The 26,341-nt window shown below is 44.5% G+C and carries 23 protein-coding genes and 1 other annotated feature; of the genes, 6 read left to right on the top strand and 17 right to left on the bottom strand.

Annotation, left to right across the window (positions count from 1 at the left end; genetic code table 11):
* Positions 1-4: 4 nt before the first annotated feature.
* Positions 5-1,318, bottom strand: coding sequence for a branched-chain amino acid transport system II carrier protein (gene brnQ, locus OQJ86_RS02195; protein WP_038866441.1), 1,314 nt, complete (start codon positions 1,316-1,318; stop codon positions 5-7).
* Positions 1,319-1,647: 329 nt separating this feature from the next.
* Between brnQ and OQJ86_RS02190 the strand changes: the two genes are divergently transcribed.
* Positions 1,648-2,367: a tRNA1(Val) (adenine(37)-N6)-methyltransferase gene (locus tag OQJ86_RS02190; protein WP_104048862.1), complete on the top strand. Its 720-nt coding sequence runs from the start codon at positions 1,648-1,650 to the stop codon at positions 2,365-2,367.
* A 107-nt stretch (positions 2,368-2,474) separates the two neighbouring features.
* Positions 2,475-3,698 (top strand): ATP-dependent RNA helicase SrmB, encoded by a 1,224-nt coding sequence (srmB, locus tag OQJ86_RS02185; protein ID WP_265985746.1) that lies wholly within the window; start codon positions 2,475-2,477, stop codon positions 3,696-3,698.
* Positions 3,699-3,758: 60 nt separating this feature from the next.
* Here the strand turns inward: srmB and OQJ86_RS02180 are convergent, their stop codons facing one another.
* The 3 genes from OQJ86_RS02180 to OQJ86_RS02170 all read right to left on the bottom strand — a co-directional run bounded on the left by OQJ86_RS02180 (position 3,759) and on the right by OQJ86_RS02170 (position 6,919).
* Positions 3,759-4,394, bottom strand: coding sequence for an alternative oxidase (locus OQJ86_RS02180; RefSeq protein WP_005434918.1), 636 nt, complete (start codon positions 4,392-4,394; stop codon positions 3,759-3,761).
* A 203-nt stretch (positions 4,395-4,597) separates the two neighbouring features.
* The gene (gene yaaA, locus OQJ86_RS02175; RefSeq protein ID WP_265985743.1) at positions 4,598-5,374 is read right to left on the bottom strand and encodes a peroxide stress protein YaaA; all 777 of its coding nucleotides are present in this window, start codon (positions 5,372-5,374) and stop codon (positions 4,598-4,600) included.
* A 108-nt stretch (positions 5,375-5,482) separates the two neighbouring features.
* Positions 5,483-6,919 carry an alanine/glycine:cation symporter family protein gene (locus OQJ86_RS02170; RefSeq protein ID WP_038866355.1) on the bottom strand — a complete coding sequence of 479 codons (1,437 nt, stop codon included), beginning with the start codon at positions 6,917-6,919 and terminating at the stop codon, positions 5,483-5,485.
* A 722-nt stretch (positions 6,920-7,641) separates the two neighbouring features.
* Between OQJ86_RS02170 and OQJ86_RS02165 the strand changes: the two genes are divergently transcribed.
* Positions 7,642-7,827 (top strand): DUF3545 family protein, encoded by a 186-nt coding sequence (locus tag OQJ86_RS02165; RefSeq protein ID WP_009707706.1) that lies wholly within the window; start codon positions 7,642-7,644, stop codon positions 7,825-7,827.
* A gap of 229 nt (positions 7,828-8,056) precedes the next feature.
* On the opposite strand, the gene OQJ86_RS02160 is transcribed toward OQJ86_RS02165, so the two are convergent.
* From OQJ86_RS02160 to nfo, 3 genes are all read right to left on the bottom strand, one after another.
* Positions 8,057-8,608 carry a hemerythrin domain-containing protein gene (locus tag OQJ86_RS02160; RefSeq protein ID WP_009707707.1) on the bottom strand — a complete coding sequence of 184 codons (552 nt, stop codon included), beginning with the start codon at positions 8,606-8,608 and terminating at the stop codon, positions 8,057-8,059.
* Between the two features lie 143 nt (positions 8,609-8,751).
* Positions 8,752-9,432 (bottom strand): uracil-DNA glycosylase, encoded by a 681-nt coding sequence (gene ung, locus OQJ86_RS02155; RefSeq protein WP_132698641.1) that lies wholly within the window; start codon positions 9,430-9,432, stop codon positions 8,752-8,754.
* Positions 9,433-9,836: 404 nt separating this feature from the next.
* A complete protein-coding gene (gene nfo, locus OQJ86_RS02150; protein WP_265985735.1) occupies positions 9,837-10,724 on the bottom strand; it encodes a deoxyribonuclease IV in 888 nt (295 codons plus the stop codon).
* Between the two features lie 326 nt (positions 10,725-11,050).
* Between nfo and grcA the strand changes: the two genes are divergently transcribed.
* Positions 11,051-11,428: an autonomous glycyl radical cofactor GrcA gene (grcA, locus tag OQJ86_RS02145; protein WP_005434930.1), complete on the top strand. Its 378-nt coding sequence runs from the start codon at positions 11,051-11,053 to the stop codon at positions 11,426-11,428.
* 111 nt (positions 11,429-11,539) lie between these two features.
* On the opposite strand, the gene OQJ86_RS02140 is transcribed toward grcA, so the two are convergent.
* The 4 genes from OQJ86_RS02140 to thrA all read right to left on the bottom strand — a co-directional run bounded on the left by OQJ86_RS02140 (position 11,540) and on the right by thrA (position 17,053).
* Positions 11,540-12,199 carry an NADPH-dependent FMN reductase gene (locus tag OQJ86_RS02140; RefSeq protein WP_063344023.1) on the bottom strand — a complete coding sequence of 220 codons (660 nt, stop codon included), beginning with the start codon at positions 12,197-12,199 and terminating at the stop codon, positions 11,540-11,542.
* A gap of 140 nt (positions 12,200-12,339) precedes the next feature.
* Positions 12,340-13,620, bottom strand: coding sequence for a threonine synthase (gene thrC, locus OQJ86_RS02135; protein ID WP_045422044.1), 1,281 nt, complete (start codon positions 13,618-13,620; stop codon positions 12,340-12,342).
* Positions 13,617-14,573, bottom strand: a complete 957-nt coding sequence (thrB, locus tag OQJ86_RS02130) for a homoserine kinase (RefSeq protein ID WP_265985796.1) — start codon at positions 14,571-14,573, stop codon at positions 13,617-13,619. The genes thrC and thrB overlap by 4 nt, the downstream gene beginning before the upstream one ends.
* Positions 14,574-14,593: 20 nt before the next feature.
* The gene (gene thrA / locus OQJ86_RS02125; protein ID WP_265985729.1) at positions 14,594-17,053 is read right to left on the bottom strand and encodes a bifunctional aspartate kinase/homoserine dehydrogenase I; all 2,460 of its coding nucleotides are present in this window, start codon (positions 17,051-17,053) and stop codon (positions 14,594-14,596) included.
* 53 nt (positions 17,054-17,106) lie between these two features.
* Positions 17,107-17,226 (bottom strand) — a sequence feature (Thr leader region).
* 440 nt (positions 17,227-17,666) lie between these two features.
* On the opposite strand from thrA, the gene OQJ86_RS02120 reads away from it, so the two are divergent.
* Positions 17,667-18,137, top strand: a complete 471-nt coding sequence (locus OQJ86_RS02120) for a hypothetical protein (protein ID WP_038866336.1) — start codon at positions 17,667-17,669, stop codon at positions 18,135-18,137.
* Here the strand turns inward: OQJ86_RS02120 and OQJ86_RS02115 are convergent.
* Both OQJ86_RS02115 and OQJ86_RS02110 read right to left on the bottom strand, forming a co-directional pair.
* Entirely contained in the window at positions 18,134-18,616 is a 483-nt protein-coding gene (locus OQJ86_RS02115; RefSeq protein WP_038866333.1) for a putative 4-hydroxy-4-methyl-2-oxoglutarate aldolase, read from the bottom strand. The two genes, OQJ86_RS02120 and OQJ86_RS02115, sit on opposite strands and share 4 nt — an antisense overlap.
* 53 nt (positions 18,617-18,669) lie before the next feature.
* On the bottom strand, positions 18,670-19,077 hold the full coding sequence (locus OQJ86_RS02110; protein ID WP_038866331.1) for a DUF3293 domain-containing protein: 408 nt from the start codon (positions 19,075-19,077) through the stop codon (positions 18,670-18,672).
* A 361-nt stretch (positions 19,078-19,438) separates the two neighbouring features.
* On the opposite strand from OQJ86_RS02110, the gene arcA reads away from it, so the two are divergent.
* Complete coding sequence (gene arcA, locus OQJ86_RS02105) at positions 19,439-20,155, top strand: two-component system response regulator ArcA (protein ID WP_038866329.1); 717 nt, start codon at positions 19,439-19,441, stop codon at positions 20,153-20,155.
* Between the two features lie 69 nt (positions 20,156-20,224).
* Here the strand turns inward: arcA and OQJ86_RS02100 are convergent, their stop codons facing one another.
* The 4 genes from OQJ86_RS02100 to OQJ86_RS02085 form a co-directional block, all read right to left on the bottom strand.
* Positions 20,225-20,674, bottom strand: coding sequence for a hypothetical protein (locus OQJ86_RS02100; protein WP_038866326.1), 450 nt, complete (start codon positions 20,672-20,674; stop codon positions 20,225-20,227).
* A gap of 1 nt (position 20,675) precedes the next feature.
* Complete coding sequence (gene arcB / locus OQJ86_RS02095; RefSeq protein WP_038866324.1) at positions 20,676-23,036, bottom strand: aerobic respiration two-component sensor histidine kinase ArcB; 2,361 nt, start codon at positions 23,034-23,036, stop codon at positions 20,676-20,678.
* Between the two features lie 220 nt (positions 23,037-23,256).
* Entirely contained in the window at positions 23,257-25,002 is a 1,746-nt protein-coding gene (locus tag OQJ86_RS02090) for a diguanylate cyclase (RefSeq protein WP_063344027.1), read from the bottom strand.
* A gap of 50 nt (positions 25,003-25,052) precedes the next feature.
* Entirely contained in the window at positions 25,053-25,997 is a 945-nt protein-coding gene (locus tag OQJ86_RS02085) for a TIGR01212 family radical SAM protein (protein WP_038878188.1), read from the bottom strand.
* Positions 25,998-26,341: the final 344 nt, after the last annotated feature.

Below are 26,341 nucleotides of genomic sequence, written 5' to 3'. Positions count from 1 at the left end.
GCAGTTATGCCGCTTCTTCAGTCAACTCAGGTTGAGAAGATTTAGCAACAAAGAACATGCAAACAATTGCTGCAAACGTTGGTAGAACCCAACCCATGCCCACTTCGAACAGTGGTAGCATGTTGAATGCTGAAACGTCTAGACCTGCTACTTTCGCTGCATCAATCAATGCAAACAATAATGATACTAGCAACACTGAGCGGTATGCCACACGCGGGTTTGGTAGCTTGCTACGTACAAACGTCAGCGCAACCAATGCGACTGCTACTGGGTACAGCGCAAACAATACAGGAACTGACAACGAAATAAGCTGTGATAGACCTACGTTCGCAATCAGTGCACAAGCGGCACCGTTAATGATAACCCATTGCTTGTAAGTCAGTTTCGTCTTAGAGCTGAAGAAGTCTGAACATGCAGAGATAAGGCCGATCGCCGTCGTCAAACACGCCAATAATACAATGATTGAAAGAACAATCTGACCGTAAGGACCAAATAGTGCCTGAACGTATTGGCTTAGTACTGCACCACCGTTGTCTGCACCAGCTGCGATAGTTGCACTCGTCGCACCTAGGTAGAACAATGAGATGTATACGAACGCCAGACCTGCTGCTGCAATACAACCTGCGCAAATTAGGTATTTCGTCGTTGCAGCACGCTCAGTGATGCCTTTACTGCGCAGTGCATCCACCATTAGCATACCGAACATCAGCGATGCGAACGTATCCATGGTGTTGTAACCTTCAAGGAAACCTTTGGTTAGTGGCTGAGTTAGGTACTCACCATGCGCACCCATCATCTCACCTTGCGGATCAACGAATACCGCAATAGCAAGTACGATAAGGCCAAGGAACAAAACTGGCGTTAACACTTTACCGATCAAGTCAATCAGACGACCTTGGAACCAAGCAAATAGCATCGCTACTGCAAAGAACAGGATAGAGAATGACGTAAGGTGTGCTTGTGTCGCGTCAACGAAGAAAGGCTTGATTGCCATTTCGTAAGCCACGAGACCAGTACGCGGCGCTGCAAATGCAGGACCGATAATGATGAAGATAAGCGCAGCCATAAGTACTGCTGCTTTCTTAGGAAGGTCTTGCGTTAGATGATCCCAAGAACCACCTGCAACAGCAATAGCAACGATAGTAATAAGAGGTAGACCTACCGCTGTTAGCAAGAAACCAAACATTGCTGGCATCAAATGATCACCGGCTAGCTGACCCGCTAGAGGTGGAAAGATGATGTTGCCAGCACCCAAAAAGAACGCAAATAGCATAAAGCCTACTGCGATAATATCTGTTAGTTTTAACGTCTGCTTCACAGATAACCCTTTTTCTGAATTGATGAATGTTGTGTATGCATCGACCACTTTTTGTATACCCAAATAAAATGAGTATCTGTGGTTCAATCTATAAATTTTCCGCCGCATAATGACGAAAGACCCATCATTTGGCAACCTTTAAGAAAAAAACACCATATTAATTTAGTTTGCAAACTCAAAAGTAGTGGATATCACTACACTGACATTTATGACCAGTTCTTTATCTCGTTCAAAAAGCAATACAAATTAATAACCAACAAGATAACAAACCATACAATTTAGAAACAATAGAGCATTTAACTCTATTGTTGAGTAAATATAAAACAATCATGAAGAGCGATACATTCAAGACTAAAGGCTTCAAGTTTAAGCAATTTTCCATCGATGGTGGTGAAAGTGGCATGCCTGTCAGTACCGATGGCGTGATGCTGGGCGCTTGGACAAAGTGTCCATCGCAGTGCAATATTCTGGACATTGGTACTGGTACGGGTCTGTTGGCTCTAATGTGCGCACAACGCTTTTCAGGCGCGATGATCACCGCGGTGGACATCGAATCAACCGCAGTAGAAGCCGCCCAGACCAACTTTACGCATTCACCTTGGGCTGACCGATTAACCGTTTTGCACACCGATGTATTAACGTTTGAACCAACGCAACGTTTTCAGCACATCATTTGTAATCCGCCCTACTTCAATAATGGTGAGCAATCAAAGCAGGCTCAGCGCGCCACCGCCCGACATACCGACACATTGCAACATCGCGCGTTATTAGCGTGTTGCTATGACTTACTTGAAGAAGACGGCAAAGCCAGTTTTGTTCTGCCAATCACCGAAGGTGAGCAGTTTATTGTCATGGCGAAAACACAAAGCTGGTATGTATCACGTCTATGCTACGTGCAACCATCACAGAAAAAAGCGGTACATCGTGTACTATTTGAGTTATCGAAAAAGGTCTGCGACACCGAAGAATCACAATTGACCATCCACTCAAATCAGGGTTATGACGAAGAATTTATCCGTCTAACTCACGAGTTTTATCTTAAGATGTGAAATAACATGTGATCCTTGTCACCAATCACTTTATAATGTGCGACCTTTTTATATTCTATGCTGCTGCGGCGAACCATTAACCAAGCTTTGCTTGTGGAGAACTCATTGTGATCAGAACCTTTGCTGAACTTGATCTAGACCCAAACCTACTTGAAGCCATCGAAGAGATGGGCTACGAACGCCCAACTAAAATTCAGGCTGAGGCGATTCCACAAGCGTTGGATGGTCGTGACATTCTAGCGTCAGCACCAACTGGCACAGGTAAAACGGCAGCATTCGTACTGCCTGCGTTGCAATACCTGCAAGACTTCCCTCGTCGCAAGCCTGGACCTGCTCGTATCCTGATCCTGACGCCAACACGTGAACTTGCTATGCAAATTGCAGATCAAGCGCGTGCGCTTGCAAAGAACACAAAATTGAATATCTTCACCATCACTGGTGGTGTTCAGTACCAAGAGCACGCCGATATTCTTGCAACAACGCAAGACATCGTCGTAGCTACACCGGGTCGTCTACGTGAGTACATTGATGCAGAGCGCTTTGACTGTCGTGCCATTGAATGGTTAGTGCTGGATGAAGCAGACCGCATGCTAGACATGGGCTTCGCACCAACGGTAGACCGTCTATCAAACGAATGTCGCTGGCGTAAGCAAACCCTTCTGTTCTCCGCAACACTAGAAGGTAAAGGCGTAGAAGGCTTCACAGCAGACCTACTTAACGAGCCAGCAGAGATCGATGCAAAATCACCATTGCGTGAGCGCAAAAAAATTGCTCAGTGGTATCACCGTGCCGACACAGCAGAACACAAGCTAGAACTGTTAAAACACATCATCACAGAGCAAGCAGAACGCACAATTGTGTTCTTGAAGACTCGTGAGCGTCTAGCTGAGTTGCGTGGCCAATTAGAAAGTGCGCAAATTCCTTGTTCATGGATCCAAGGTGAAATGCCGCAAGATCGTCGTAACAATGCCATTGCACGCTTTCGTGAAGGTGCTGTGAACGTACTACTTGCCACTGACGTTGCTGCTCGTGGTATCGACCTTCCAGACGTATCACACGTTGTCAACTACGACATGCCTCGCACAGCTGATGTATACCTTCACCGTATTGGCCGTACCGCGCGTGCAGGTAAAAAAGGTAACGCTATTTCTATCGTAGAAGCGCACGACCAGCCAATGATGGATCGTGTTGCACGTTACGTAAAAGAAGACATCAAAGAGCGTTTCATCAAAGAGATGCGCCCTAAACACAAAAAACCAGTGTTTAAGAAGAAAAAGAAAAAAGACGACAAGAAGAAAGTAGCGAAAAAGAAAAACGCTAAGAAGAAGTAATCACGTCTGATTGATTCCAAATCTAAAAGAGCCGCAATCGCGGCTCTTTTTGTTTTTCATCTATAATTGATGAGCTGGAAGAGTTTTATCTTCATAGGCATCAGCGAAGCCATGGTTGCGATCACGGTGCCCCGCTTCATCTTCTCGAATACGCAAAATCACGTCTCTTAGCATCGCATCAGCAGGCAGCTTGTAGTAGTCAATCGCCAGAGTCGGAGCTGGTACATTCTCCACTTCCCCGCTATCAATTTTCTCTAGGTACTCAGTGTAGCTATTACACGCTTCTTCTTCGAAGTAACCCACAACACGGTGAGCAATTTTAGAAGAAAGCAGATAGATGAAACTGTACACAACAATGAAAACACCTTGTCCCAGCAACACCAATAAACGCTCAACCAAACTTGGTTTGGCAATGTCGAGGAAAATCATTAGGTGCATGCGCTCGTTTTCGGCCTCATCAAGGAGTTCTCGGATCCATCCTTCATCGTCTTTCATTCGACGCAGCGCTTTAAGGTGATTGAACATCCCAGCCACCATACCTGGCACAGCGGCGATTGTTTCGAGAATCACAGCGCGCTTCGCGTATTTCTTGCCATAAAAGATGTTCAGAGTGAATTTCAGCAACTTGGTAATACGTAGTGCAATGTACTCCGATAACTTAGAGGCTTTTTTGTGTGTGAGCTTGAAGTCTGACATAGGAGAACTCCTTTATTTTAAAGTTGCATTTAAAATGCAACTTCAAACCTTCGCACTCAACTATTTTTTAATTAATAAAATTTTTATGCAATAAAGTCCGATTTAGATCAGGTTTAACAGACATAAAAAAAGCCGGATAACTATCCGGCTTTTTGGCGTACTTTATTTCGTTGAGTCATCAACTCGCGATTCACTTACTTCAATCAGTTTTGCTCTTCGCGCTTAAACACCAAGTCAGTTGGCGTCGACTCTTCTTCAACGAAGTAGTAACCCGCAACATCAAACTTAGTGAGGTCAGCAACGCTTTCGATACGGTTTTCGATGATGTAGCGAGCCATCATACCGCGCGCTTTCTTCGCGTAGAAACTGATCACCTTGTATTGACCATTCTTACAATCTTTGAAGATTGGTGTGATCACTTGAGCATCCAAGTTCTTTGGCTTCACCGCTTTGAAGTATTCGTTCGATGCAAGATTGATCAGCACGTTGTCGTCTTGCTCAGCAATCGCTTCATTCAGCTTATCGGTAATGACATTACCCCAGAACTGGTAGAGGTTAGTGCCCTTTTCGTTTGCTAGCTTAGTGCCCATTTCAAGACGGTATGGCTGCATCAAATCAAGCGGCTTAAGCAGACCGTAAAGGCCAGACAGCATACGTAGATGACCTTGAGCGTAATCGAAATCGGTATCTGAAAGAGTTTCCGCTTCAAGACCTGTATACACATCGCCCTTAAACGCTAAAATCGCTTGGCGAGCGTTATCTGTCGTGAAGGTTTCACTCCACTCTTGGAAACGACCGACGTTCAAGTCAGCGATTTTGTCGCTCACTTTCATCAGTGACGAAACATCGGCAGGTGTTAATTTACGGCATACCTCGATCAGCTCTTTTGAATAGCTAACCAAGTCTGGTTGAGTAAACTTCTCGGTTGCAAGTGGAGACTCGTAATCAAGCGTTTTAGCTGGAGAAACGACGATAAGCATGACTTTAACTTCCCTAATTTTGTTTTCCATTAGGGTACAAAAAAAGCCATGCATTGTCTGCATGGCTTTTTGAATCGTGTTGATAGCTTTCAACAATGATTAAGCGACTTAGTCTGCCTTCTTGTTGTTGTCCCAAATACCTTCCTCTAGCTGAGATTTCAGCTCAGGGAAGTCATTCGGATCAAACGTTGGCACTTTACCTTCACTCAACTGGCGGTTGTAGTCTTTCGCCAGTTTAATCACGATGCCAGATAGCAAGATGATCGCAACCAAGTTCACAATCGCCATCAGACCCATAGAGACGTCAGCAAGCGACCAAACCACAGGCAGAGAAGCTAACGCACCAAACATAACCATACCTAGTACAACGATACGGAAGATGCCTAGACCCGCTTTATGGTTGTGCTCTAGGAAGATAAGGTTTGTTTCAGCGTATGAGTAGTTAGCAATGATTGAGGTGAATGCGAAGAAGAAGATCGCAACCGCAACAAAGATGCCGCCCCAATCACCCACTTGCGAGCTCAATGCACGCTGAGTTAGCTCAATACCGGTCACTTCTGTTGCTTGGCCTACGTACTCACCTGACATCAGGATAATAGCAACTGTCGCCGAACAGATAACGATCGTATCCATGAACACGCCTAGCATCTGTACGTAACCTTGAGATGCTGGGTGTGGTGGGTAAGGCGTTGCTGATGCTGCCGCGTTTGGCGCAGAACCCATACCCGCTTCGTTCGAGAATAGACCACGTTTGATACCGTTGATCATCGCTTGTGCGATGGCATAACCAAGACCACCAGCAGCTGCTTCTTGCAGGCCGAATGCGCTCTTGAAGATAAGCATTAGAACGTCTGGTAGTTTCTCTAAGTTAGAAAGCATCACGAACATCGCAAGAACGAGGTAAGCCAGAGCCATTACAGGAACAACCAACTCAGCAACTTTCGCGATACGCTTAATACCACCAAAAATAACGACAGCGGACAAAGCAACAACTGCGATACCTACGTAAAGGTCATCCCAACCAAATGCGTTGCTCATTGCATTCGCGATAGAGTTTGCTTGAACGGCGTTAAATACCAAACCAAAAGCGATGATTAGGAAAATTGAGAACAACACGCCCATCCAGCGCATGCCCAAGCCTTTTTCCATGTAGTAAGCAGGACCACCGCGGTAGTTGCCATCATCATCTTTGGTTTTGTATAGCTGCGCCAGTGTGCTTTCTGCAAACGACGTCGCCATACCAAGCATCGCAATCAACCACATCCAGAAGATTGCACCAGGGCCACCCGCAGTCAGTGCAACTGCAACACCCGCCATGTTACCCGTACCAACACGTGCAGCAAGACTAGTACAAAGCGCTTGGAAAGAAGAGATACCAGCTTTGTCTGCTTTACGGCTGTTCTTTAGAACAGAGAACATGTGGCCAAAATGGCGGAATTGAATGAATCCCAATCGAACGGTGAAGTAGATTCCTACACCAACAAGAAGATAAACAAGAATCGAGCCCCAAAGGAGGTCGTTCATCAAATTGATTAAGTCTGTCATGTGTACCTCAAAGTGAGTTGCGCCAGTCTTTGCTTCCGAGCCATCCACCAGATTGCATGCTAAGTGTCAAAGTCTGCTTAGCTTTTTGAATAATGTTTATTGCGCAATCTAGAATCGTAAACGTCGCTTCATGCATCCATTTTACGTACCAGCGTATTTTTTGACGGGCGGATAATGCAGCCTCGACAAGCAAAAATCAATATGCAACCAGTAAAATAACCTTGTTATTTTTCACTATAAAGTCACCAAAAGTTAACATAAAAGGAAAACTTAACGCTCACAAACAGCAACATCTTGTTTATCAAAACTCAACATAAAAAGCACTAACACCGTTAACGAAATGACATACCATTTATTTTTGATGAGGCTAGTAATCACAAGGTATCTGATAAAAATTTCCTGTGTTGGTTTGTTACCATTGGATACATTTTCATCAAAGCGATGCTATGCAACCTTAGTATTCAAAAATTGAGTAAAATAAGCCGTTCGAATTAACATACCAAATCTCTTCATTTAATCGTTTTCGTGAGATCGTTCGCTTATTTTTTGTGCATTTTCAGCGCATGCAAAATGTGATTCTGTAAGTATTTTTGCACGAAAATGTCATGTTACCGACACAAATGCGAAATATATCATGGTTATCCTCACGCCTATTGTGGTACTAAAAAAGCTCCACAAGGACTGGTTACAACAGTTTAGATAGAAAAAGGTAAAGGTGGCTTATGGAAGGCTTTCAACTCGACGACCTGTTTGGTCTGGATACTACCTCAACAAGCAAATCTCGCGCGAAACCAGTGAAGCGTAAGTGGCGAGAAATTGAAGAAATGAACGATAGACGCAACTTGCTCAAGGAGCTGCGTGAACTGGACGTCTGTCACGACATCACTCTGGATGACATCAAACTATAATTTGCGCAAAAGGCACCTCAATGGTGCCTTTTGTCTTTTATAGATACAGCAAAATTGGGTGACTTTTATGCGAGTTTCATAAGCATGTCACCCGTTCTTACCTATTGAGAATTTCCCTCTGTTTTCACTCATATTTGTAACGAAGTAATTTCCAAACAATTCTCACCAAATAAGAAAGCGGCAAAATAAACCACACAAACGCAATCGTTTACTTTGCCATTTTTCTGGTTTAGACGAACTCAACATCGTTTTGATGCACTCGAGCGGCAAGTTGTTTATATCGATCCGCGATGGTGTTACCAAAGACTGGGTCATCTTCATTCTCATGCCACAAGCTTTCTACGTATTGCCAATCTTGGGAAGTAAATAACTCTTCAATCAAAGGTAAAATCTGGCGCTCTTCCAACTCAAGGTGGCGTTTTTGCGTCACAATAAAGTCTTCTAGCTGGTTTATGAACATCTCTTGAGGGACAACCGCATCCTGCAAGATCATCTCTATCAACAGCGAGAACTCTTTGGTTTTGCTCGCCAGCACTTGGTGTTCTAACTCCAAGTCTTCCATGGTCTTTTGCTGACCATAGTGTTCGAGGAAATAGTGATAGAGGATATCTTCTTTAGGGTGGTGAATTTTTTCAGAATGGTTAGAGAGGTAATCCACGATCTCACTCACCAACGCATAGTTGATGGCGCGTTCTTGTTTAATCTCATTTAATTTGTGGCGCAATATCGCCAGCAGACGGACCATATAGCCGTGTTCGCGTCGAATTCTTTCGATCATCATAGCGTCTCTCCTTAACACCTACTTTTTATAAGTGTATATGAGAAACCCAATACCTGACTCGACGGTGTTCAAAAAAACAGCGATCGTCTTCCCACGATCGCTGTACTGATTTATTTCTCTATATATAAGAAGGAAATTGAGATTTACACCGTCATAGGTAAATGCCAATTGATGGCTTCTTTACCTTGCTGAAGAAGAATCTGGTTCGCTTGCGAGAATGGCTTACTACCAAAGAATCCACGATGCGCCGATAACGGCGATGGATGCGGCGCAGCCAAGACGTGGTGTTTATTGCGATCGATAAAACGACCTTTCTTCTGCGCATGTGCCCCCCACAGCAGGAACACCACACCTTCTTGATGCTGGTTAATAGCTTCAATAACGCGGTCAGTAAAGGTTTCCCAACCAGTTTTCGAATGTGAGTGTGCTTTGCCCTGCTCTACTGTTAACACTGTATTGAGTAGCAACACCCCTTGTTCAGCCCAGCTTTGTAGAAAGCCATGTTGAGGAATTTGGAAACCCTCAATATCTTGCGCTAGTTCTTTGTACATATTCACCAAAGATGGTGGCGTTTTAATGCCAGGCAGCACAGAGAAACACAAACCATGTGCTTGATTAGGACCGTGGTAAGGGTCTTGCCCCAGAATCACTACTTTAACGTCTTTGAACTCGGTAAAACGAAACGCATTAAATACGTCTTTCGCTGGCGGATAAATGGCTTTGCCTGCCGCTCGTTCTGCTTCAACAAAATTCAAAGTATCGACAAAGTAGCTCTGCTCTTTCTCTTCGCCGATCACATCGTGCCACGTGGGTAACTGATTCATGGAAAGTTCCTGTCCTAATGTTTCCCTCTATTCTAACGAGCGAAACTCAAACAAACAAAAACTTACCACCAGCTTGAGACGGCTTCTCAAAAACTGATGAACAGACAATCCGTATTGACCTTGGTGGTTTGGCTAAACCCAAAATAACCAATACTAATAATGATGACGCTAATTACGCTGCGGCGTTCGAAAGTGCCCTTGTCCTGAGATATGGCGGTTTGGAGTAGGTAAACGTAATACTCGTCGAGAGTGTGTCGCTGGGATAAAAGAAACTGGTCGAGACATATTGTCATCCTCCTAACTAGCTTCGCCTAACTGCCACGTTGAGTTCAGGCGTTTAAAACAAGCGCATAACCGCTCAATGGTTTTAGCTAAGAAAGAAGGATGCCAACTTTGCCATCCCGTTAGGAATTAACCATTTCTTCCATGTGGAATTGGCGTAAGGTGTTGATTTCTTGCTGCCAAATATCTGGGTCAATTGTTTCTAAAATCAGAGGGATACCATCAAAACGTGGATCTTTAGCAATGTACTCAAAACAGCTCCAGCCGATCTCGCCTTTGCCTAATGAGTGGTGACGGTCAACCTTGCTAGCGAATTCGACTTTTGAATCATTTAGATGCATTGCTCTTAAATAGTGCATGCCTACGATACGATCGAACTCAGCAAAGGTATGCTCACAATCCTCTTTAGTACGCAGATCGTAACCCGCGGTAAACGTGTGGCAAGTATCAAGACACACACCAACACGTTCTTTATCTTCTACTTGCTCGATGATTTCAGCCAAATGCTCAAACTTCCAACCTAAGTTAGTACCCTGACCTGCCGTATTCTCAATCACAGCGATCACATTTGGCACTGCTTTGTGCGCGAGGTTGATCGACTCGGCGATCGTCGCCAAACACTCTTGTTCCGACACTTTATTTAGATGACTACCAGGATGGAAATTCAGCAGCGTTAACCCAAGTTGATTACAACGCTCCATCTCATCAATAAATGCCGCGCGGGATTTATTCAGCTTTTCTTCTTCTGGAGCGCCCAAGTTAATCAGATAAGAGTCATGGGGAAGAATGTGTTCGGCGCCGAAACCAAGCATTTTGCAGTTTGCTTTGAACGCACTAATGGTTTTTTCTTCGAGTGGTTTTGCAACCCATTGGCGTTGGTTCTTAGTAAACAGAGCAAACGCATTCGCACCAATTTCACGAGCACGAAGAGGCGCTTGATCAACCCCTCCAGCCGCAGATACGTGAGCACCAATAAATTTGTTTCCAAACTTGTTTTTCATGTTTGTCATTTAATCACTTTAGACTTTCAGTATGGCTACCTAAATACAGGCAGTTGCGTAAACAAGGTTAAGTTTTGAGCTTATTTTGTAGTAAATTTACAACAAAATTAACTTTTAAATATTTTTTATATTATCAAATAAATTGTAAATAGTATGTTTTCAAACGTTTTATTGATTTAACTCAAGAAAATCACCTTCAAAAAATTAAGGTTTTTGGTTGTTTTTTGACTTAAATCAATATTAAAATAATGGATATTGGCTATATAATACTTAGCTCGACAAAAATTCGAAAATTAACACCAATAATCACCACGTAAGTGGTCTAGGAGATAGTGATGATCCAAGGTATCCAAATTACTAAAGCAGCTAACGACGAACTACTAAACTCAATCTGGCTACTAGATAGCGAGAAGAACGAAGCGCGTTGTGTTGCTGCAGCATCAACTTACGAAGCAGACCAAGTTATCGCAATTAGCGACCTAGGTGAATACGAAAGCCGTGAAGTAGCAATCGAAACAGCTCCTCGCATCGAAGGCGGTCAGCACCTAAACGTAAACGTTCTTAAGCGTGAAACTCTAGAAGATGCAGTAGCACACCCAGAGAACTACCCACAGCTAACTATCCGTGTTTCTGGTTACGCAGTACGTTTCAACTCGCTAACTCCAGAACAGCAACGTGACGTAATCGCTCGTACTTTTACTGAGTCTCTATAATCTCTCAGTAAACTAGCTTGTTAGAATTTAAAAAGCTTGGTCAGCAATGACCAAGCTTTTTTTGTTTCTGGATCCTTCTAACCCCTTCTGATAGTAGAAAGCAACTCGCCTCTAAGGTGCATTTCTTTGCGAAGGATCTTTCTGAAACGCTTGTGCCAACGAGGTTGGTTCAAGCTTCTCTCTTTGCTGTAATGCCCCTTCTGCCCACCAAATCAATTGATGCATAGTACGATTCATATAACTGTCCCATTGCGCCTGATCCGATTCATCCGCAACCACACCCTGTTCATCAAACACCTCTTGTGCTTTCGGGATGTGGATCATTGCCGACACAGGCAAGCACCCCAGCTCTGATAAGAAAGTACGCATCGACACCGCAGCTCTCGCACCACCCCATTGCCCAGCAGAGTAGGTCACGATCGCACTTGGCTTATAGGAAAACAGCGAACTGCCAAAATGATTAAGCATGTTTGCCAAAGCTGGACTCATCGAATGGTTATATTCCGGGCTAACCATCACATACCCATCGGCCTGTTTGATTTTGTCTGCCAGCTCACTTAGGTGCTCTGGCACTTTAGAACGGTGATAAGCAAACTCGGGCTTAAATACATCGCCAAAGTCATAGTCCAATGGGTCAATGATTTCGACAGTATGTTGAGAATGCTGACTCACGATGAGTTTTTCACACGCTCTACTGACTCGCATTCCTAAACGGGCTGGTCGTGGTGGCGTGCTGTCTCTCACTGAGCCAAGAAAAATCAAAAAATGCATGCTTCTCTTTCCATCTCATTTAGTTAAGTTCGTTTCTCAATAATAAAGAGAGTTAAAACTTACCGGCAATAAAAAAGGTGAATGATTGCTCATTCACCTCTCGTTATTTGTGTTTTTGATACTGACTGTATTTTTGAAGCTTACTGCACGCGGCGCAGTACTTGTTTCAATGCGTCAAAGTCCGCGTCGAGATCTTCCGATAGCAGCTCCATCACCGCATGCTTCGCTAGTGGCGCAGGAAGATCAATGTCAGATTGCAGAATGTCATCTACCACTTCTTTGAACTTCGCAGGGTGTGCAGTACATAGGAACAGACCTGTTTCACCGTCTTGCAGTTGTTCTTCAAGCACGCGGTAAGCAATCGCACCGTGCGGCTCACACAAGTAACCCATGGCGTATAAATCTTTTACTGACTGCGCGCTTTGCTCATCCGTTACTGCACCTTTACCTAGCGTCTCCAAGCCCCACTCTTTCACGCGGCATAGCTCTTCGATACGAGGCCAGTTGTTTGGTTGGCTCACGTCCATCGCGTTCGATGTTGTTGCTACTGTTGGTTTTGGATCCCACTTACCTGTTTCTAGGTAGCGAGGAACAGTGTCATTAGCGTTAGTTGCAGCGATAAAGCGTTTGATAGGCAGACCCAGCGCTTTTGCCAATAGACCAGCAGTTAGGTTACCAAAGTTACCGCTTGGTACAGACACAACTAGGTTTTCACGTTCTTGCTTGCTCATTTGCGCAGCGGCTTCAAAGTAGTAACAGATTTGCGCCATCAAACGGCTGATGTTGATTGAGTTTGCAGAGTTCAGACCGATCTCTTCTCGCAGCGCAGAATCATCAAAAGCTTGCTTAACCAGAGCCTGACAGGCATCGAAGTCACCATCGATCGCAACAGTGTGAATGTTCTTACCAAGCGTACAGAATAGCTTCTCTTGCAGTGGGCTGATCTTGCCTTTCGGGTAAAGAATCACAACGTTGATGTCTTCCATACCGTAGAAAGCATGCGCAACGGCTGCGCCAGTATCGCCAGAAGTTGCAGTCAGAATAGTGATCTTGCCGCCATCCGAAACCGCAGCAAGAGATTGCGCCATAAAGCGACCACCAAAGTCTTTAAACGCAAGCGTTGGACCATGGAACAGCTCCAGTGCATAAACACCGTCTTTTACTTGATTGATAGGCGCAGGGAATTGGAACGCAGCATCAACAAGAGCATTCACTTGCTCTTCTGCAAGTTCATCGCCAATTAACGCTGATAGAATCTTAGTGCTACGAGAGACAAAGTCTTCTGCAAGCAGCGCATCGATATCTTCAAATTTTGGTAATTCCGATGGAAAAAATAGGCCTTGATTACGACCTAACCCTTGGCGAACGGCTTGGCCAAAGGAAACTTGTTCATCATTTTCTTTTATATTGTAAAGCTTCATAGCTCACTTCCTGTTACTTTCGAACCCTGCTTATCTAGACGACAAACGTGGACGAATCCTTCTTCGTTTTGTACGTAGTTCTGTTCTAACCAGCGAGCAACTCGCTCAGCGACATCTTTCTCTTTGCAAATACTGAACAGTGTCGGCCCACTGCCAGAAATACCGGTAGCTAATGCACCCGCAGACGCTGCGTATTGACGTGCATTCGCAAAACCCAGAAGCAGTTTCTCACGATACGGTTCTGCGATCACGTCTTTGATCATTTTTGCAGCAAGTTCTGGCTGACCAGAATGACACGCATGGATAAAGCCTGCAAGGTGGCGACCATGGGCAATGATATCTTGTCGACGGTATTGAGATGGCAGGATCTCACGCGCTTCTGCAGTGGACACTTTGATGCCCGGATATGCCATCACCCAATACCAATCATCAAAGCAAGGCACTTCTTGACTAATGATACCCAACTCTTCAAGCATCAACTGTACGCCGCCAAGGTAACATGGTGCGACGTTATCGTAGTGAATACCACCAGAGATCTTGCCTTCCATTTCTCCCATCAGTGCCAGTAACTCTGTCTCGTTAAGTGGCTGTCCATGGAATCGGTTCAATGCATCTAATGCCGCAACGATAGAGCATGCACTTGAGCCTAAACCAGAGCCAATTGGCATGTTCTTTTCTAGCGTCATCTCAAGTGGTTTTAGCTCGACGCCTTTTTTGTCTAGCTCACGAGCAAACACCACCCAACAATCGTAAACAATGTTCTCTTTTGGCTCGGTAGGCAACTTTTCAACGAAGTCACCGGAGGTTTTTAGGCTGAATGGCTCAGCTCCTGACTTTACCAATACTCGGTCGCCCAAAAGAGTGCCATCAACTGGCGACACCGCCGCCCCCAGAACGTCGAAACCAACGCTTACATTACCAATTGATGCTGGGGCATAAACCACAACATCCATATCACTTGAACTCATTGCCGTTATACCCCTAGCTTCCAACCTAAAGTACGCATCACATCCGAGAATACGCCCGCTGCCGTTACCTCGGTACCCGCACCGTAACCACGTAATACCAGTGGAATTGGTTGGTAGTAGCGGCTGTAGAATGCCAGTGCATTTTCACCATCTTTAATCTTAAACATCGGGTCGTTTTCATCGACGGCAGCAATGCTTACTGTGCATTTACCATCGACAATTTCACCGACGTAGCGCAGTACTTTGCCTTCTTCTGCCGCTTTTGCTGACTGCTCTTTAAAGTACGCATCCGCCTCTGGCAGACGCTCCATGAATTCATCAACACTGCCAGAATCATCAAAGCCCGGTGGTAACGCTTGGTCAACAACGACATCTTCCAGTTCTAAAGACATGCCAGCTTCACGAGCAAGGATAAGTAGCTTACGTGCCACATCCATACCCGATAGATCGTCACGAGGATCCGGTTCCGTAAAGCCGTTTTGTTTCGCAATGTTTGTGGCTTCACTTAGGCTCATGCCTTCATCTAACTTGCCGAAGATGTATGACAGAGAGCCAGAAAGGATGCCGCTAAAGCGCTCTAGCTCATCACCGGCTGAAATTAGGTTTTGAAGGTTTTCGATAACCGGTAGACCTGCGCCTACGGTTGTTTCGTACATCAATTTACGACGAGAGCTGCGCGCTACATCGCGAAGTTGATGGTAGTACGCCATGCTTGCCGTGTTAGCTTTTTTGTTTGGTGTTACGACGTGGAAACCTGCGGCTAAGAAGTCTGCATACTGATTCGCAATGGCTTCGCTGGACGTACAGTCAACTAACACAGGGTTGATGATGTGATTACGTTGAACCAATGAAATCAGACGCGCTAGGCTGAATTCTTCAGTTGAAGCAGACATACGGTCACGCCAATGCTCTAGAGGAAGACCTTCACTATCAAGTAGAAGACCTTTGCTGTTTGCCAAACCACACACGCGAATCACGATGCCTTTCTCTGCAAGCTTCGCCTGTTGACGTTCGATCTGATCCACCAGCTCACCACCAACGCCGCCAATACCAACAACGAAGACGTCTAGGAAGTGCTTAGAGTTGAATAGGTTCTCGTGACACGCTTTGATTGCTTCAGAGATTTTGTCTTCAGGAATCACGGCAGAGATAGCACGCTCAGATGAGCCCTGTGCGATTGCCACGATGTTTACGTTCACTTCAGCAAGAGATGAGAAGAAGCGAGAAGCGACACCGCGAGAAGTACGCATACCATCACCAACCAACGTCACAATAGACACATCGTCGATGAACTCGACTGGTTCAAGTAAACCGTCTTTTAGTTCCAACTCAAATGCGTCAGCCAACACTTGCTGTGCTTTGGCTTTATCTTGCGCTTCAATACAGAAGCTGATGCTGTACTCAGAAGAAGATTGTGTGATAAGGACGATAGACACGCCCGCTGATGACATCGCACCAAAGACACGGCTTGCCATGCCTACCATGCCCTTCATACCTGGGCCAGACACGTTAACCATCGTTAGATCATTTAGCGTCGTGATGCCTTTGATATCTAGATTATCTTCGCCAGTATCTTGGCCAATCAATGTACCCGCACCTTGTGGATTAAAGCTGTTTTTGATCAGGCATGGGATATGAAATTGTGCAATTGGTGCGATGGTTTTTGGATGCAGAACGGAAGCACCGAAGTAAGAAAGCTCCATCGCTTCTTGGTAGCTGAGCGACTTGAGTAGGCGTGCATCTTCAACTAGGCGAGGGTCACAGTTGTAAACGCCATCTACATCGGTCCAAATTTCACAGCAGTCTGCACGCAAACATGCGGCCAGTACCGCTGCGGAGTAATCAGAACCATTACGACCTAGAGTTACCAATTCACCTTTTTCATTACCAGCTGTAAAGCCCGGCATGATGCTGACATGGCCTTCTGGAAGCGGGCTTTGGCGGAAGTTCTGCGTAGAGACTTCAACATCAACCATCGCTTCTAGATGATCGCCTTTCGCGTATAGGTACTCAACCGGATCGATAAGATGCGCAGGTTGGCCTTTTGCTTCTAGTACCGCTTTCATCAGTTGAATCGACACACGCTCGCCTTTGCTGATAATGCGTGCGTTGACGTTGTTTGGACACATACCAAGAAGATTAATGCCGTGAACAAATTGACGTAATTGAGAAAGTGAGGTTTTAACTTGGTTATCGAAAGCCGTGCCATCCACATTTGGAACAACCGCTTGGATTTCGGAAAATAGCGTTTTAAACGACGCTTCTAGCTCATTGATTTGAAGCTCTGCTTCACCGTTTCGAAGTGCGCCTTCGATCACCGCAACAAGCTTATTGGTCGTTTTACCCGGTGCAGAAAGCACAACGGCAACGTCTTCCTGTTGAGCGTTATTGGCAATGATATCCGCTGCTCTTAAAAAGCGATCTGCATCTGCTAATGATGAGCCGCCAAACTTCAATACTCGCATCCCTTCCTCCGATGTATCTTCTTAATTCTGTCTAAATTTCATTTAAAAAAGCATAAAAAAAGGCCTGTATCTTGTTGGATACAGGCCTTTTTTGTGAATTTCTTTCGCTCAGCAGCCTGCCCCAACATTGGTCGTGTTGGTAATAATAATGGTTGTGGTCATTACTACTAGGCTGTTTGATGGCATAAATAAATATTCAACGATAATTGTGTGTTTGCTTAACTCTACGTTTACCGAGTTTCCGGTACAGAGTCAACAAAAAATTGTCTATTTTCCGGTCTTGTAGTGATTTCTGCTACGCAATGTCTTTGATATTTCAATGTAATTACAAAGGGTTGCGAATTATCAAAGTCAATTGAACTTTTTCTCTCTCTACAACGGTCTGTTTGATATAGAAGCAAATAGCGGTGATGACACCTGTTCCTCTTCTATCTACATATGATCAAAACATCGATCCTCATGAATACTAATTAACAACAAGTTAACTGTGATCAAGGTTCATAGGATTGAATTAAGTAGAAAATAAGTGAGCTGACTTTCATATTCTATGCTTTAATATTGAGAAGCTTTAAGCACATACTAATAACAAAGTTCGACACAAGGAGTGGTCAACATGAAAAAATGGATTTTTCTGTTACTGTTTGTTGTGCCTAGCATTTGTGCTGCAAATGAACTGCCACCTCTCCCAGGAAAAACCACAGCTTCCCCACACAAGCTTTTCATTTCTAGTGAAAACTACCATACCGAGAGCTTTGACGTCTGGAATATTGATGGCGGTTACGCGTATGAGCTGTTTGACTCGGTTGATCTTTACGTGGGTGCGCGTGTAAATAATTCACCAACGCAAAACCAAAGTGGCTTTTTGAGTGGGATCAGTTATCACTTAAATGATCGCGTCACCGTTAAAAGTACGGTTCGCTCTTATAAAGCGGAAACGACCGAAGGTATTCGTGAAGAAGACAGTAGCCTCGCTGCCGAAGTTTCAAGCCGCGTAAAAATCACCGAAAACTTAGATCTTCACGCCACTTTAGATTATCAAGATTGGCAACAAGGCTTTGAAGTCGGACTTGGCTTCCGCTTTTAAAAATCCAACGCCTCTTTAGAGATCAACACGCCATTCCAATCCGCATACACGTAATGCTTAGGTTGAACAATTTGGTTCTGCATTGTCAGCGTAACATTCACTTCTCCGACATCACGCTTTTCTGTTTTAAATGGACATGTGCCTAGGGCTTGAACACCAATGTCCATTTGAGAAATCTGAGCTACATCGCGAATCGCTCCGTACACTATGATGCCTTCCCAACCATTTTCGATCCCAAGAATCGCTAATTGATCGCCTAGCAAGGCTTTTTGACAAGAGCCGTGTCCGTCAACAATTAGTACTTTGCCAGTACCATTATCGCTCAGTACCTCGCGAACTTTTGAATTATCATGGTAGCAACGCACTGTGACTATCTCTCCATGAAACGCGGTACGTTGACCAAAATTCTGCAATGGCAGACTCAGTAACGTAACTTGTTCTTCAAATTGGTCACAAATATCTGGTGTTATGTCTCTCATAGTTCCTCCGTGAAATGTCTCACCCAAGCAAAACTCCAGTGAGTAGTATCCTTCTATACCAGTCTAGATTTCATCGAACCAAGCTTGTGCAAAATCTCTGGTTCTGAACACGCTATCAGGTAAAGCTCGTCATCAATGACGTAGTAAATCGCGTTCTGTTGGAAATCTTTTGCCAGCACTATCGCCGCTTCTGGCGTGAGTTCTGCTGCGTAACTTTCTTCAAACCATTCGAATGCCTGATCACCAACCGTGACAGGCACGTGTTTAACGTGGTTTAATTGCTTTTCGAGTTCATGATTACTTATGCAATTCATCTCTTTTGACCGCAAATTACTGTAAGGGTTCCAAGCGGTTATCACTGCGTAGCTTGAAGAGCACCAATCAGTATGAAAACGAAAGAAAGATTCTGAATAAGCATTCCATAACGATGCGTCTATGTTCGTATTACTTTTTTCTATCATAACTCTTAAACGATTAATAACGGTTACATTTCATCAATTGATGTAAATCAACAAACTGAATGGAATTAACATTTGAGCATTGTTAGCATGCTGTTAACAATATAAAATCCGCTCCATATCTTAGGGTGTTTACGTTTCAGGCCCCGCGAAGGCTAGGAAATGAAAGGTAAACAAGCCCTATAGAATAAACGTCGCCATCGGATACTGGTGAGTTGGCAAAATTCCAAGGAAGGCGGATAACTGAAAGAAGTGTTTTTTTGATCAACTTGATTTATTATCAAAATCACATTACCTGTATGTTATATTTTTGCCTAGAATTTATTCTATTAGCACAATTTTGTCACAAATTTAGGTACCGCCAATGCAAACCCCGCAGATTCTTATCGTAGAAGATGAGCAAGTAACTCGTAACACTCTTAAGAGTATTTTTGAAGCAGAGGGATACGCTGTTTTTGAAGCCAGTGACGGTGAAGAGATGCACCAAGTGTTGTCTGAAAATTCAATCAACTTGGTTATCATGGACATTAATCTTCCAGGCAAGAATGGTCTCCTTTTAGCACGTGAACTTCGCGAGCAAGCGAACATCGCACTGATGTTCCTAACTGGTCGTGACAATGAAGTAGACAAGATCCTAGGTCTTGAAATCGGTGCTGATGACTACATCACTAAACCATTCAACCCACGTGAACTGACTATCCGCGCACGTAACCTGCTAAGCCGCTCAATGAGCACTAACGCAGTACAAGAAGAGAAGCGCTCGGTAGAAAAATATGAGTTCAACGGTTGGGTGCTAGACATCAACAGCCGCTCTCTTGTGAGCCCAGCTGGCGATGGCTACAAACTGCCTCGTTCTGAGTTCCGTGCACTTCTGCATTTCTGTGAGAACCCAGGCAAGATTCAAACTCGTGCTGATCTTCTTAAGAAGATGACGGGCCGTGAGCTTAAGCCACACGACCGTACTGTTGACGTGACTATCCGTCGCATTCGTAAGCACTTTGAATCTGTATCAGGTACTCCTGAAATCATCGCGACGATTCACGGTGAAGGTTACCGCTTCTGTGGCGATCTAGAAGACTAATCGCTTCAACACAAACAATAAGGGCTTGCTCCATGAGCAAGCCCTTTTTTTATCTGAGAAAACGCAATATCAGTATACTTTATCGATCTTAATGTGTTTCTCAACCAACCAGCCTTTCTTACCAGCATCATCTAATAACAAAGCTAAGTCGACTGACTTTTCCATATCCGCTTCAATTTGCCAAACAAAGGCGACTTCCCACTGGTTCTCACTATGAGTACGTAACTCAAGCAAGTCACCATCAATTTGCCATTCAGAATCGCCTTGTTTGATGATCAATGAATCCACGGTCAAGTTGGCTGGTAGTTCCTTGTCTGATTTCAAGTACAACGCACCATGTACGTTTTGCTCTTGAACCTCACCAATGGTTGGCATTAGGTTTACCCACAAGTTGCTTTTCAGCTCAACATTCACTTTATTCATGGTGATTTGGCTGTCTTCTTGCCAACCCACTTGAGGAGCAGAACTACAACCAGCAAGTAATGCGATTGCCAGTGCTGCCGATGCAAACTTCTTCATGTTATTTCCTCTGTTCCAACCAACTTTTTAAGACTTGAATGTCATTTTGATATTCATTTTTTATTTCTTCGACCCAGTCCGAGATATTTTCCCACCAAGCAGGCATATCCGGAGATTGTGCCTTCTGTGCAACACTTTGGATGTGTTTAAGACCAATAGAACCCGCTGCGCCTTTGATCTTATGCGCCTCTGAAACAATACCATCTTGGTCTTTCGCCATCATGTTCGAGTCTAAAATCTGAATGTAGTCTGGCATCATGTCTTCGAACATCTTGATACTGTCATAAACAGGTTTCACACCCACGATATCCACGTATGACTCTAGCATATCCAAATCAAGTAAATGGGTATTGATGACGGGCGATGGGGTCGGTGTAACATCCTCAACGAGCTCAGGCTCAACAACCTCTTCTTTTTGGTTCTCAATACGATTAACGAAGAACTTATCAATCACTGATTGCATCGCTTGTACCGCAAGTGGTTTGCTGATTGCATCGTCCATACCATTGTCTAAGTATTCACGACGATCTTTCATCACATTCGCCGTTAGTGCTACTAATGGCGGCAAGTTGTCGTAATGCTCACGGTAGTACTTAGCCACATCAAAACCTGTCATGTCTGGTAGTTGTATATCCAGCAACGCTAAGTCATATTCGTCTGGTACAAAGTTCACCAGCGCTTCTTCACCTGTCATGGCTACAGTGACGGTATGTCCCAAGCTTTCAAGCAGTGACTTAGCAACAGTAATGTTCAGTTCGATATCTTCTACCATAAAGATATTTAGATGCACTTTATCTCGCTGAGCATCGATAACAGGCTCTTCCAATTCAACAATCGGAACGTGAATTGAAACGGTAAAGGTACTACCGAAGCCCTCTTCACTCGCAACAGTAATATCGCCATCCATCATGTTGATAAGCTGCTTAGAAACCGCCAAACCAATGCCAGTACCTACCGCATGAAGGTTGTCTTTGCCTGACTTCACTTGGTAGTACATCGCAAAAATCTTATCCAGCTCTTCTTCAGGAATACCAATGCCCGTGTCTTCTACTTCCATGATGATGGTCGCGTAGTCGTCTTCGACATCTGCGCTGACTGTCATGACGACGCCACCTTCTTTGGTGAACTTCATTGCGTTGCTAACCAAGTTCCAGATAACCTGACGCAGGCGGGTCGCATCCACTTCAATCGCTTTTGGTAATGCGCTCAAGCGTTCAAGGTCGAAACGCAACCCTTTCTGCTCCGCCATCAGAGCAGAGATGCTTTCAATCTCTGCTACAAAATCCTCAAAGTTCAATGGTGCGGGCAGCAGTTCCAATTTACGACGGTCGAATTTATCCATATCGATAATGTCGTTGAAGATGTTGCCCAATGTAATGGCACTGACGTTAATGGTTTGCATGTGCTTACGCTGCTCTTGCGTTAACTGACTATCGAGCAACATTCGGCTCAAACCAACGATGCCATTCAATGGCGTGCGCAGTTCATGACTGATGGTGGAAATAAAGGTGGTCTTGTCACGGCTGGCTTTTTCTAACGATTCTTCATGGCGTTTACGTTCGGTAATATCTCGTCCAAAGCCAACTAGACCAAGGTGACGGCCATCTTTACTGTAGAAAGGTACTTTGCGCAATTCGAAGTAGTGTTTGCGACCATCTGGATATTCAAGCCATTGCTCGTAAGTGATGGCCTGATTGTCTGCAAAGACCTTTTGGTCGGTATCAACGATGTGCTCGGCCACTTCTTTGCTGTAAACATCCCATGGGCTTAGGCCCACCAATTGATGCTCTTTCTTACCAGTGAGTTCTTCCATTGCTCGGTTACAACCAGAGAAGACACCATCGGCGTTACGGTAGTAAATCAAGTCTGGAGATGCATCAATGAAAGAGCGTAAAAGTGCGGTACGCTCGGCAAGCTCTAACTGAGTGCGTTCACGTTGGAATACTTCGTTCTCCAAATCTTGCATGGCTTCTTCGCGCGCTTCTTCCGCTTTAATGCGCTCTTCAATTTCTTGATTGAGCTTTTCAATGTTCTGCTGCAATTGGAAGTTCAGTTCTTGGTCACGCGAGCGCATGTCTTTCAGCTTAGAGACTAGTTTGGTCAATCGTTGACGAGATTCTTCTAGCTGATCAACAACAACGGAAAGAAAATACACCGCCCAAGGGGTAATAAGCAGGCCAAAGAAAACAGAACGAACAATATCAATATCGTCGACGTTCCCTTTCAAGGCGAGCGTAATACCAACTTGCACCACAACAGCCAGTGCCACCAGCGCTAAGGCCAGCAATATAGAGAAACGGACAATCCCCAGCTTAACCAATAGGTCAACATAGTACTGGGCGAGGTTTTTCATGGGCTTCATTCACTACTCCATGGAACAAGCTAGATATCGAACCCTGACAGTTAGAGAAGTTAAAACAGTGAAGATATTTCGAGCTGTTTTAAGTTTGGCAATACACATTGGCGAACCAGCGAAGCTTCAGGGCTAGCAGACACCTCACACCATGTATGGGCAGTTTAACGTGTTTAATACGGTGATTAAAACCGCCTACTCTCAACTTAGAGCAAGCGGTCACAAAGCGTTAGCAAGAACTTGGATGAACACTGGTTCGATCACGACCATCGGCCTTCGCTTGGTAGAGTGCACTATCTGCCATCGCGACCCCCATTTCAGGTTCATCGCCGTGCTGAGGAATGTAAGAGACAAAGCCGATACTGACTGTCAATTGAGCAAAAGCTTCTGAACAGCAATGTTCGATGCCGAGGTCATGAATGCGTTCATGTATCCGCAGAGCGACTTTTTGAGCCCCTTCCGTCGTGGTATTTGGCAAGATGAAAGCGAACTCCTCACCACCATAACGAGCGACACAATCAGAAGAGCGACTGACCACCTGCTGGAATACCGATGCCACTTTAATTAGCGCCTCATCACCTTGTTGATGGCCGTAGCAGTCGTTATAGCGCTTAAAGAAGTCGATATCACATAGCATGATACACAGAGGTAGCTTCTCTCGAACATGATGGTACCAAAGCGTATCGAGTTGCTCGTCAAATCGGCGTCGGTTTGCGACTTGAGTTAGGCTGTCTAAGAAACTGAGTTTCTCCAACTCCAAGTTGGCTTCTTCCAGTTTCTGCTCCGCAAGATAACGTTCAGAAATATCGCGAGCCATGATCAGCACACCATTGGTACCAGAAGCTCTATCTTTAAAGGGTGACTTCACCACATCAAACCATGTGTAATAACCGTCGGTACTGGTCACTTTGTCGATATAACGCACGGGGTGAGTTTGCTGTAAAGCCTGAAGATCACTGGCTTCTAGGCGGATGTAAATATCTTCAGGGATCACATCTTGTAGACGCTTTCCAATTAGGTCTGAAACATCTGGAATCCCTAAAGCATTCACAAACGGCTTATTACACGCTTGATACACCATGTTTTCATTGAAGATACCGATCGAATCTGGACTGGCGTCCAAAATGGTCTGAAGAATGGTGTCACGTTGAGCCAGAGCCACTTCCGTATCTTTACGACGCTCCATTTCATCACGTAAGTTTTGCTGCATCTTATGCCATTCAGTTACATCATGGCTAATTGACAGCGTCCCTATCATTTCCCCAGTTTGAGACACTAGTGAATTCTGATTCACTTCTAGCAAACAACTGCGTCCTTGAGGATCCGTTGTCCAACGACGGTCACTTTTTCTAGCAGACATCGAACTGGATTTTGAAGTGCATGCTTCGTTTTCTCGACCTTGCCAAAATTGATCAAACGCGCGGTTAGTGGTCAGTACTTTACCTTTTTGATCTTGCAAACAAATCAATTCAGACAACGAGTCCAAGGCAGAACGAGCAATGTTTAGTTGGGCCAGTTCTTGTTGCTGATCTTTCTGGGTCATTTGATGACTTTGAGCATACAGAATCCATACTCTTTGCCTACGCAGTAAGCTCTTTCGACCAGATAACTCAACTTTGATGCTTTCACCATCGGATAAACGCCAGTCAAAAATTTGCTGGCGAAATTGTCGGCTTGAAAAGCTATCAAGCAATACGACAAGTTCATCTAAATTAAATGAAGCCGGATAAAGGAAACCAGAACCTAAAGGACGAATACCCAATAGTTGCATCGCGGGATGGTTGGATAACAGAAGCTGCCCATGGTTAGCATCAACCACAAGCACAGGATAAGGAGAATCAGTAACAACGTACTTTAAAGCGGTTTGAAAACGTAAATAAATTAATGTAACGGCAACGGCAAACACGAAAAAGAGCAGGACTACAAATTCGTAGTTGCCCCACCCATCCCATAACCAATCGAGTAACTGATCCATTTTTCCGACCTTTAATGCAAATCGGGAAAAATATACCAGTTATTAATCGATCAATCTGCCTTTAATTCTGGCTTACTATAGATGAAAGGGTCACCATTCAAACTGCCCTGAGCCCCCTCGCGATCCAAAGCTCTTCCTATCTCTGTCATCGCTAGCCAACGGTTTTCACACCACAACGGGGAGAGCAATGTTGGGCGACGTGCAGCCGAAGAGACACGATGATAAATCACCTCTTTAGGGGTCATACGGATCATTTCACTGGCAATCGCTACATACTCTTCCAATTCTGGAGCTTCTAGTTTTCCAGCACGCCATGCCTTTGCCATCGTGCTACCATCAACAATATGCAAGCCATGCAACTTGATGCCATCAGTGCCTACTTCAAGGACTTTACGCAGTGTTTCAATGTTATCGCTGCGTGTTTCTTTTGGTAAGCCAACAATAAGATGAGTACATACTTTGATGCCTAGCGCACGAGCGCGCTTGGTGATATCAGCATAGCATTCAAAATCGTGACCTCGGTTGATTCGCTTAAGTGTGTCGTTCTTGGCAGTTTGAAGGCCCAATTCCAACCAGATCTCATAACCTTGATTGACATAATCCGACAACAGATCCAATACGGCATCAGGAACACAATCTGGACGAGTGCCTACACACAACCCCACGATGTCAGCGGCCTTGAGAGCTTCTTCATACATATTTTTCAATACCTGCACTTCCGCGTATGTGCTGGTATAGGCTTGGAAGTAAGCAAGGTACTTTTTCGCACGATGGATCTCTCCCGCACGATCTTTCAATTGATCATGAATGCTTTTGATCTGGACTTCTTCATCCGCAAAGGACGCGACATTACAAAACGTGCAACCACCTCGACCAATGGTGCCGTCGCGGTTTGGGCAGCTAAAGCCACCATGTAAAGTCAGCTTATGGACTTTTTCGCCGTAACGACGCTGAAGGTCTTGACCTAGTGTGTTGACCAACTCATGTAACTGCATAGATTCTCACCAATCGTAAACCGTAATAAATCTCACTACGATCTATGTAAATAAATTACATCCCTGCAAGAAAAAACAAATAATTCTAGTCAATTCAAACAAGAGCATAATGGTTTGAAATCAATAAAACTGCATAAAACCAACCTAAAAGCTGCCATGTTGCGCAATTGTTAAACAAAAAGTGCATATTTAAACGAAAAAATTGGGTCACAAAAGCGACTTTTCATTGCATTACGAAGTCACAAAATTGTAGGATACTTACACAACCCCGCTGTTTTTGTGACTTTTATTACAATGACAACTGCGGGAATTGTCGGCGATACCCCGCTCCCACCGATATAAAT

It is taken from the genome of Vibrio sp. Sgm 5, from assembly GCF_026241575.1.
Taxonomy (GTDB): Bacteria; Pseudomonadota; Gammaproteobacteria; order Enterobacterales; family Vibrionaceae; genus Vibrio; species Vibrio jasicida.
This window is presented reverse-complemented; position numbering and strand designations above follow the sequence as displayed.

Coding starts and splice junctions, on each gene's coding strand:
- OQJ86_RS02190 (WP_104048862.1), top strand. CDS start 1,648: ATGAAGAGCGATACATTCAAGACTAAAGGCTTCAAGTTTAAGCAATTT.
- OQJ86_RS02180 (WP_005434918.1), bottom strand. CDS start 4,394: ATGTCAGACTTCAAGCTCACACACAAAAAAGCCTCTAAGTTATCGGAG.
- yaaA (WP_265985743.1), bottom strand. CDS start 5,374: ATGCTTATCGTCGTTTCTCCAGCTAAAACGCTTGATTACGAGTCTCCA.
- OQJ86_RS02170 (WP_038866355.1), bottom strand. CDS start 6,919: ATGACAGACTTAATCAATTTGATGAACGACCTCCTTTGGGGCTCGATT.
- OQJ86_RS02165 (WP_009707706.1), top strand. CDS start 7,642: ATGGAAGGCTTTCAACTCGACGACCTGTTTGGTCTGGATACTACCTCA.
- OQJ86_RS02160 (WP_009707707.1), bottom strand. CDS start 8,608: ATGATGATCGAAAGAATTCGACGCGAACACGGCTATATGGTCCGTCTG.
- ung (WP_132698641.1), bottom strand. CDS start 9,432: ATGAATCAGTTACCCACGTGGCACGATGTGATCGGCGAAGAGAAAGAG.
- nfo (WP_265985735.1), bottom strand. CDS start 10,724: ATGACAAACATGAAAAACAAGTTTGGAAACAAATTTATTGGTGCTCAC.
- grcA (WP_005434930.1), top strand. CDS start 11,051: ATGATCCAAGGTATCCAAATTACTAAAGCAGCTAACGACGAACTACTA.
- OQJ86_RS02140 (WP_063344023.1), bottom strand. CDS start 12,199: ATGCATTTTTTGATTTTTCTTGGCTCAGTGAGAGACAGCACGCCACCA.
- thrC (WP_045422044.1), bottom strand. CDS start 13,620: ATGAAGCTTTACAATATAAAAGAAAATGATGAACAAGTTTCCTTTGGC.
- thrB (WP_265985796.1), bottom strand. CDS start 14,573: ATGGATGTTGTGGTTTATGCCCCAGCATCAATTGGTAATGTAAGCGTT.
- thrA (WP_265985729.1), bottom strand. CDS start 17,053: ATGCGAGTATTGAAGTTTGGCGGCTCATCATTAGCAGATGCAGATCGC.
- OQJ86_RS02120 (WP_038866336.1), top strand. CDS start 17,667: ATGAAAAAATGGATTTTTCTGTTACTGTTTGTTGTGCCTAGCATTTGT.
- OQJ86_RS02115 (WP_038866333.1), bottom strand. CDS start 18,616: ATGAGAGACATAACACCAGATATTTGTGACCAATTTGAAGAACAAGTT.
- OQJ86_RS02110 (WP_038866331.1), bottom strand. CDS start 19,077: ATGATAGAAAAAAGTAATACGAACATAGACGCATCGTTATGGAATGCT.
- arcA (WP_038866329.1), top strand. CDS start 19,439: ATGCAAACCCCGCAGATTCTTATCGTAGAAGATGAGCAAGTAACTCGT.
- OQJ86_RS02100 (WP_038866326.1), bottom strand. CDS start 20,674: ATGAAGAAGTTTGCATCGGCAGCACTGGCAATCGCATTACTTGCTGGT.
- arcB (WP_038866324.1), bottom strand. CDS start 23,036: ATGAAGCCCATGAAAAACCTCGCCCAGTACTATGTTGACCTATTGGTT.
- OQJ86_RS02090 (WP_063344027.1), bottom strand. CDS start 25,002: ATGGATCAGTTACTCGATTGGTTATGGGATGGGTGGGGCAACTACGAA.
- OQJ86_RS02085 (WP_038878188.1), bottom strand. CDS start 25,997: ATGCAGTTACATGAGTTGGTCAACACACTAGGTCAAGACCTTCAGCGT.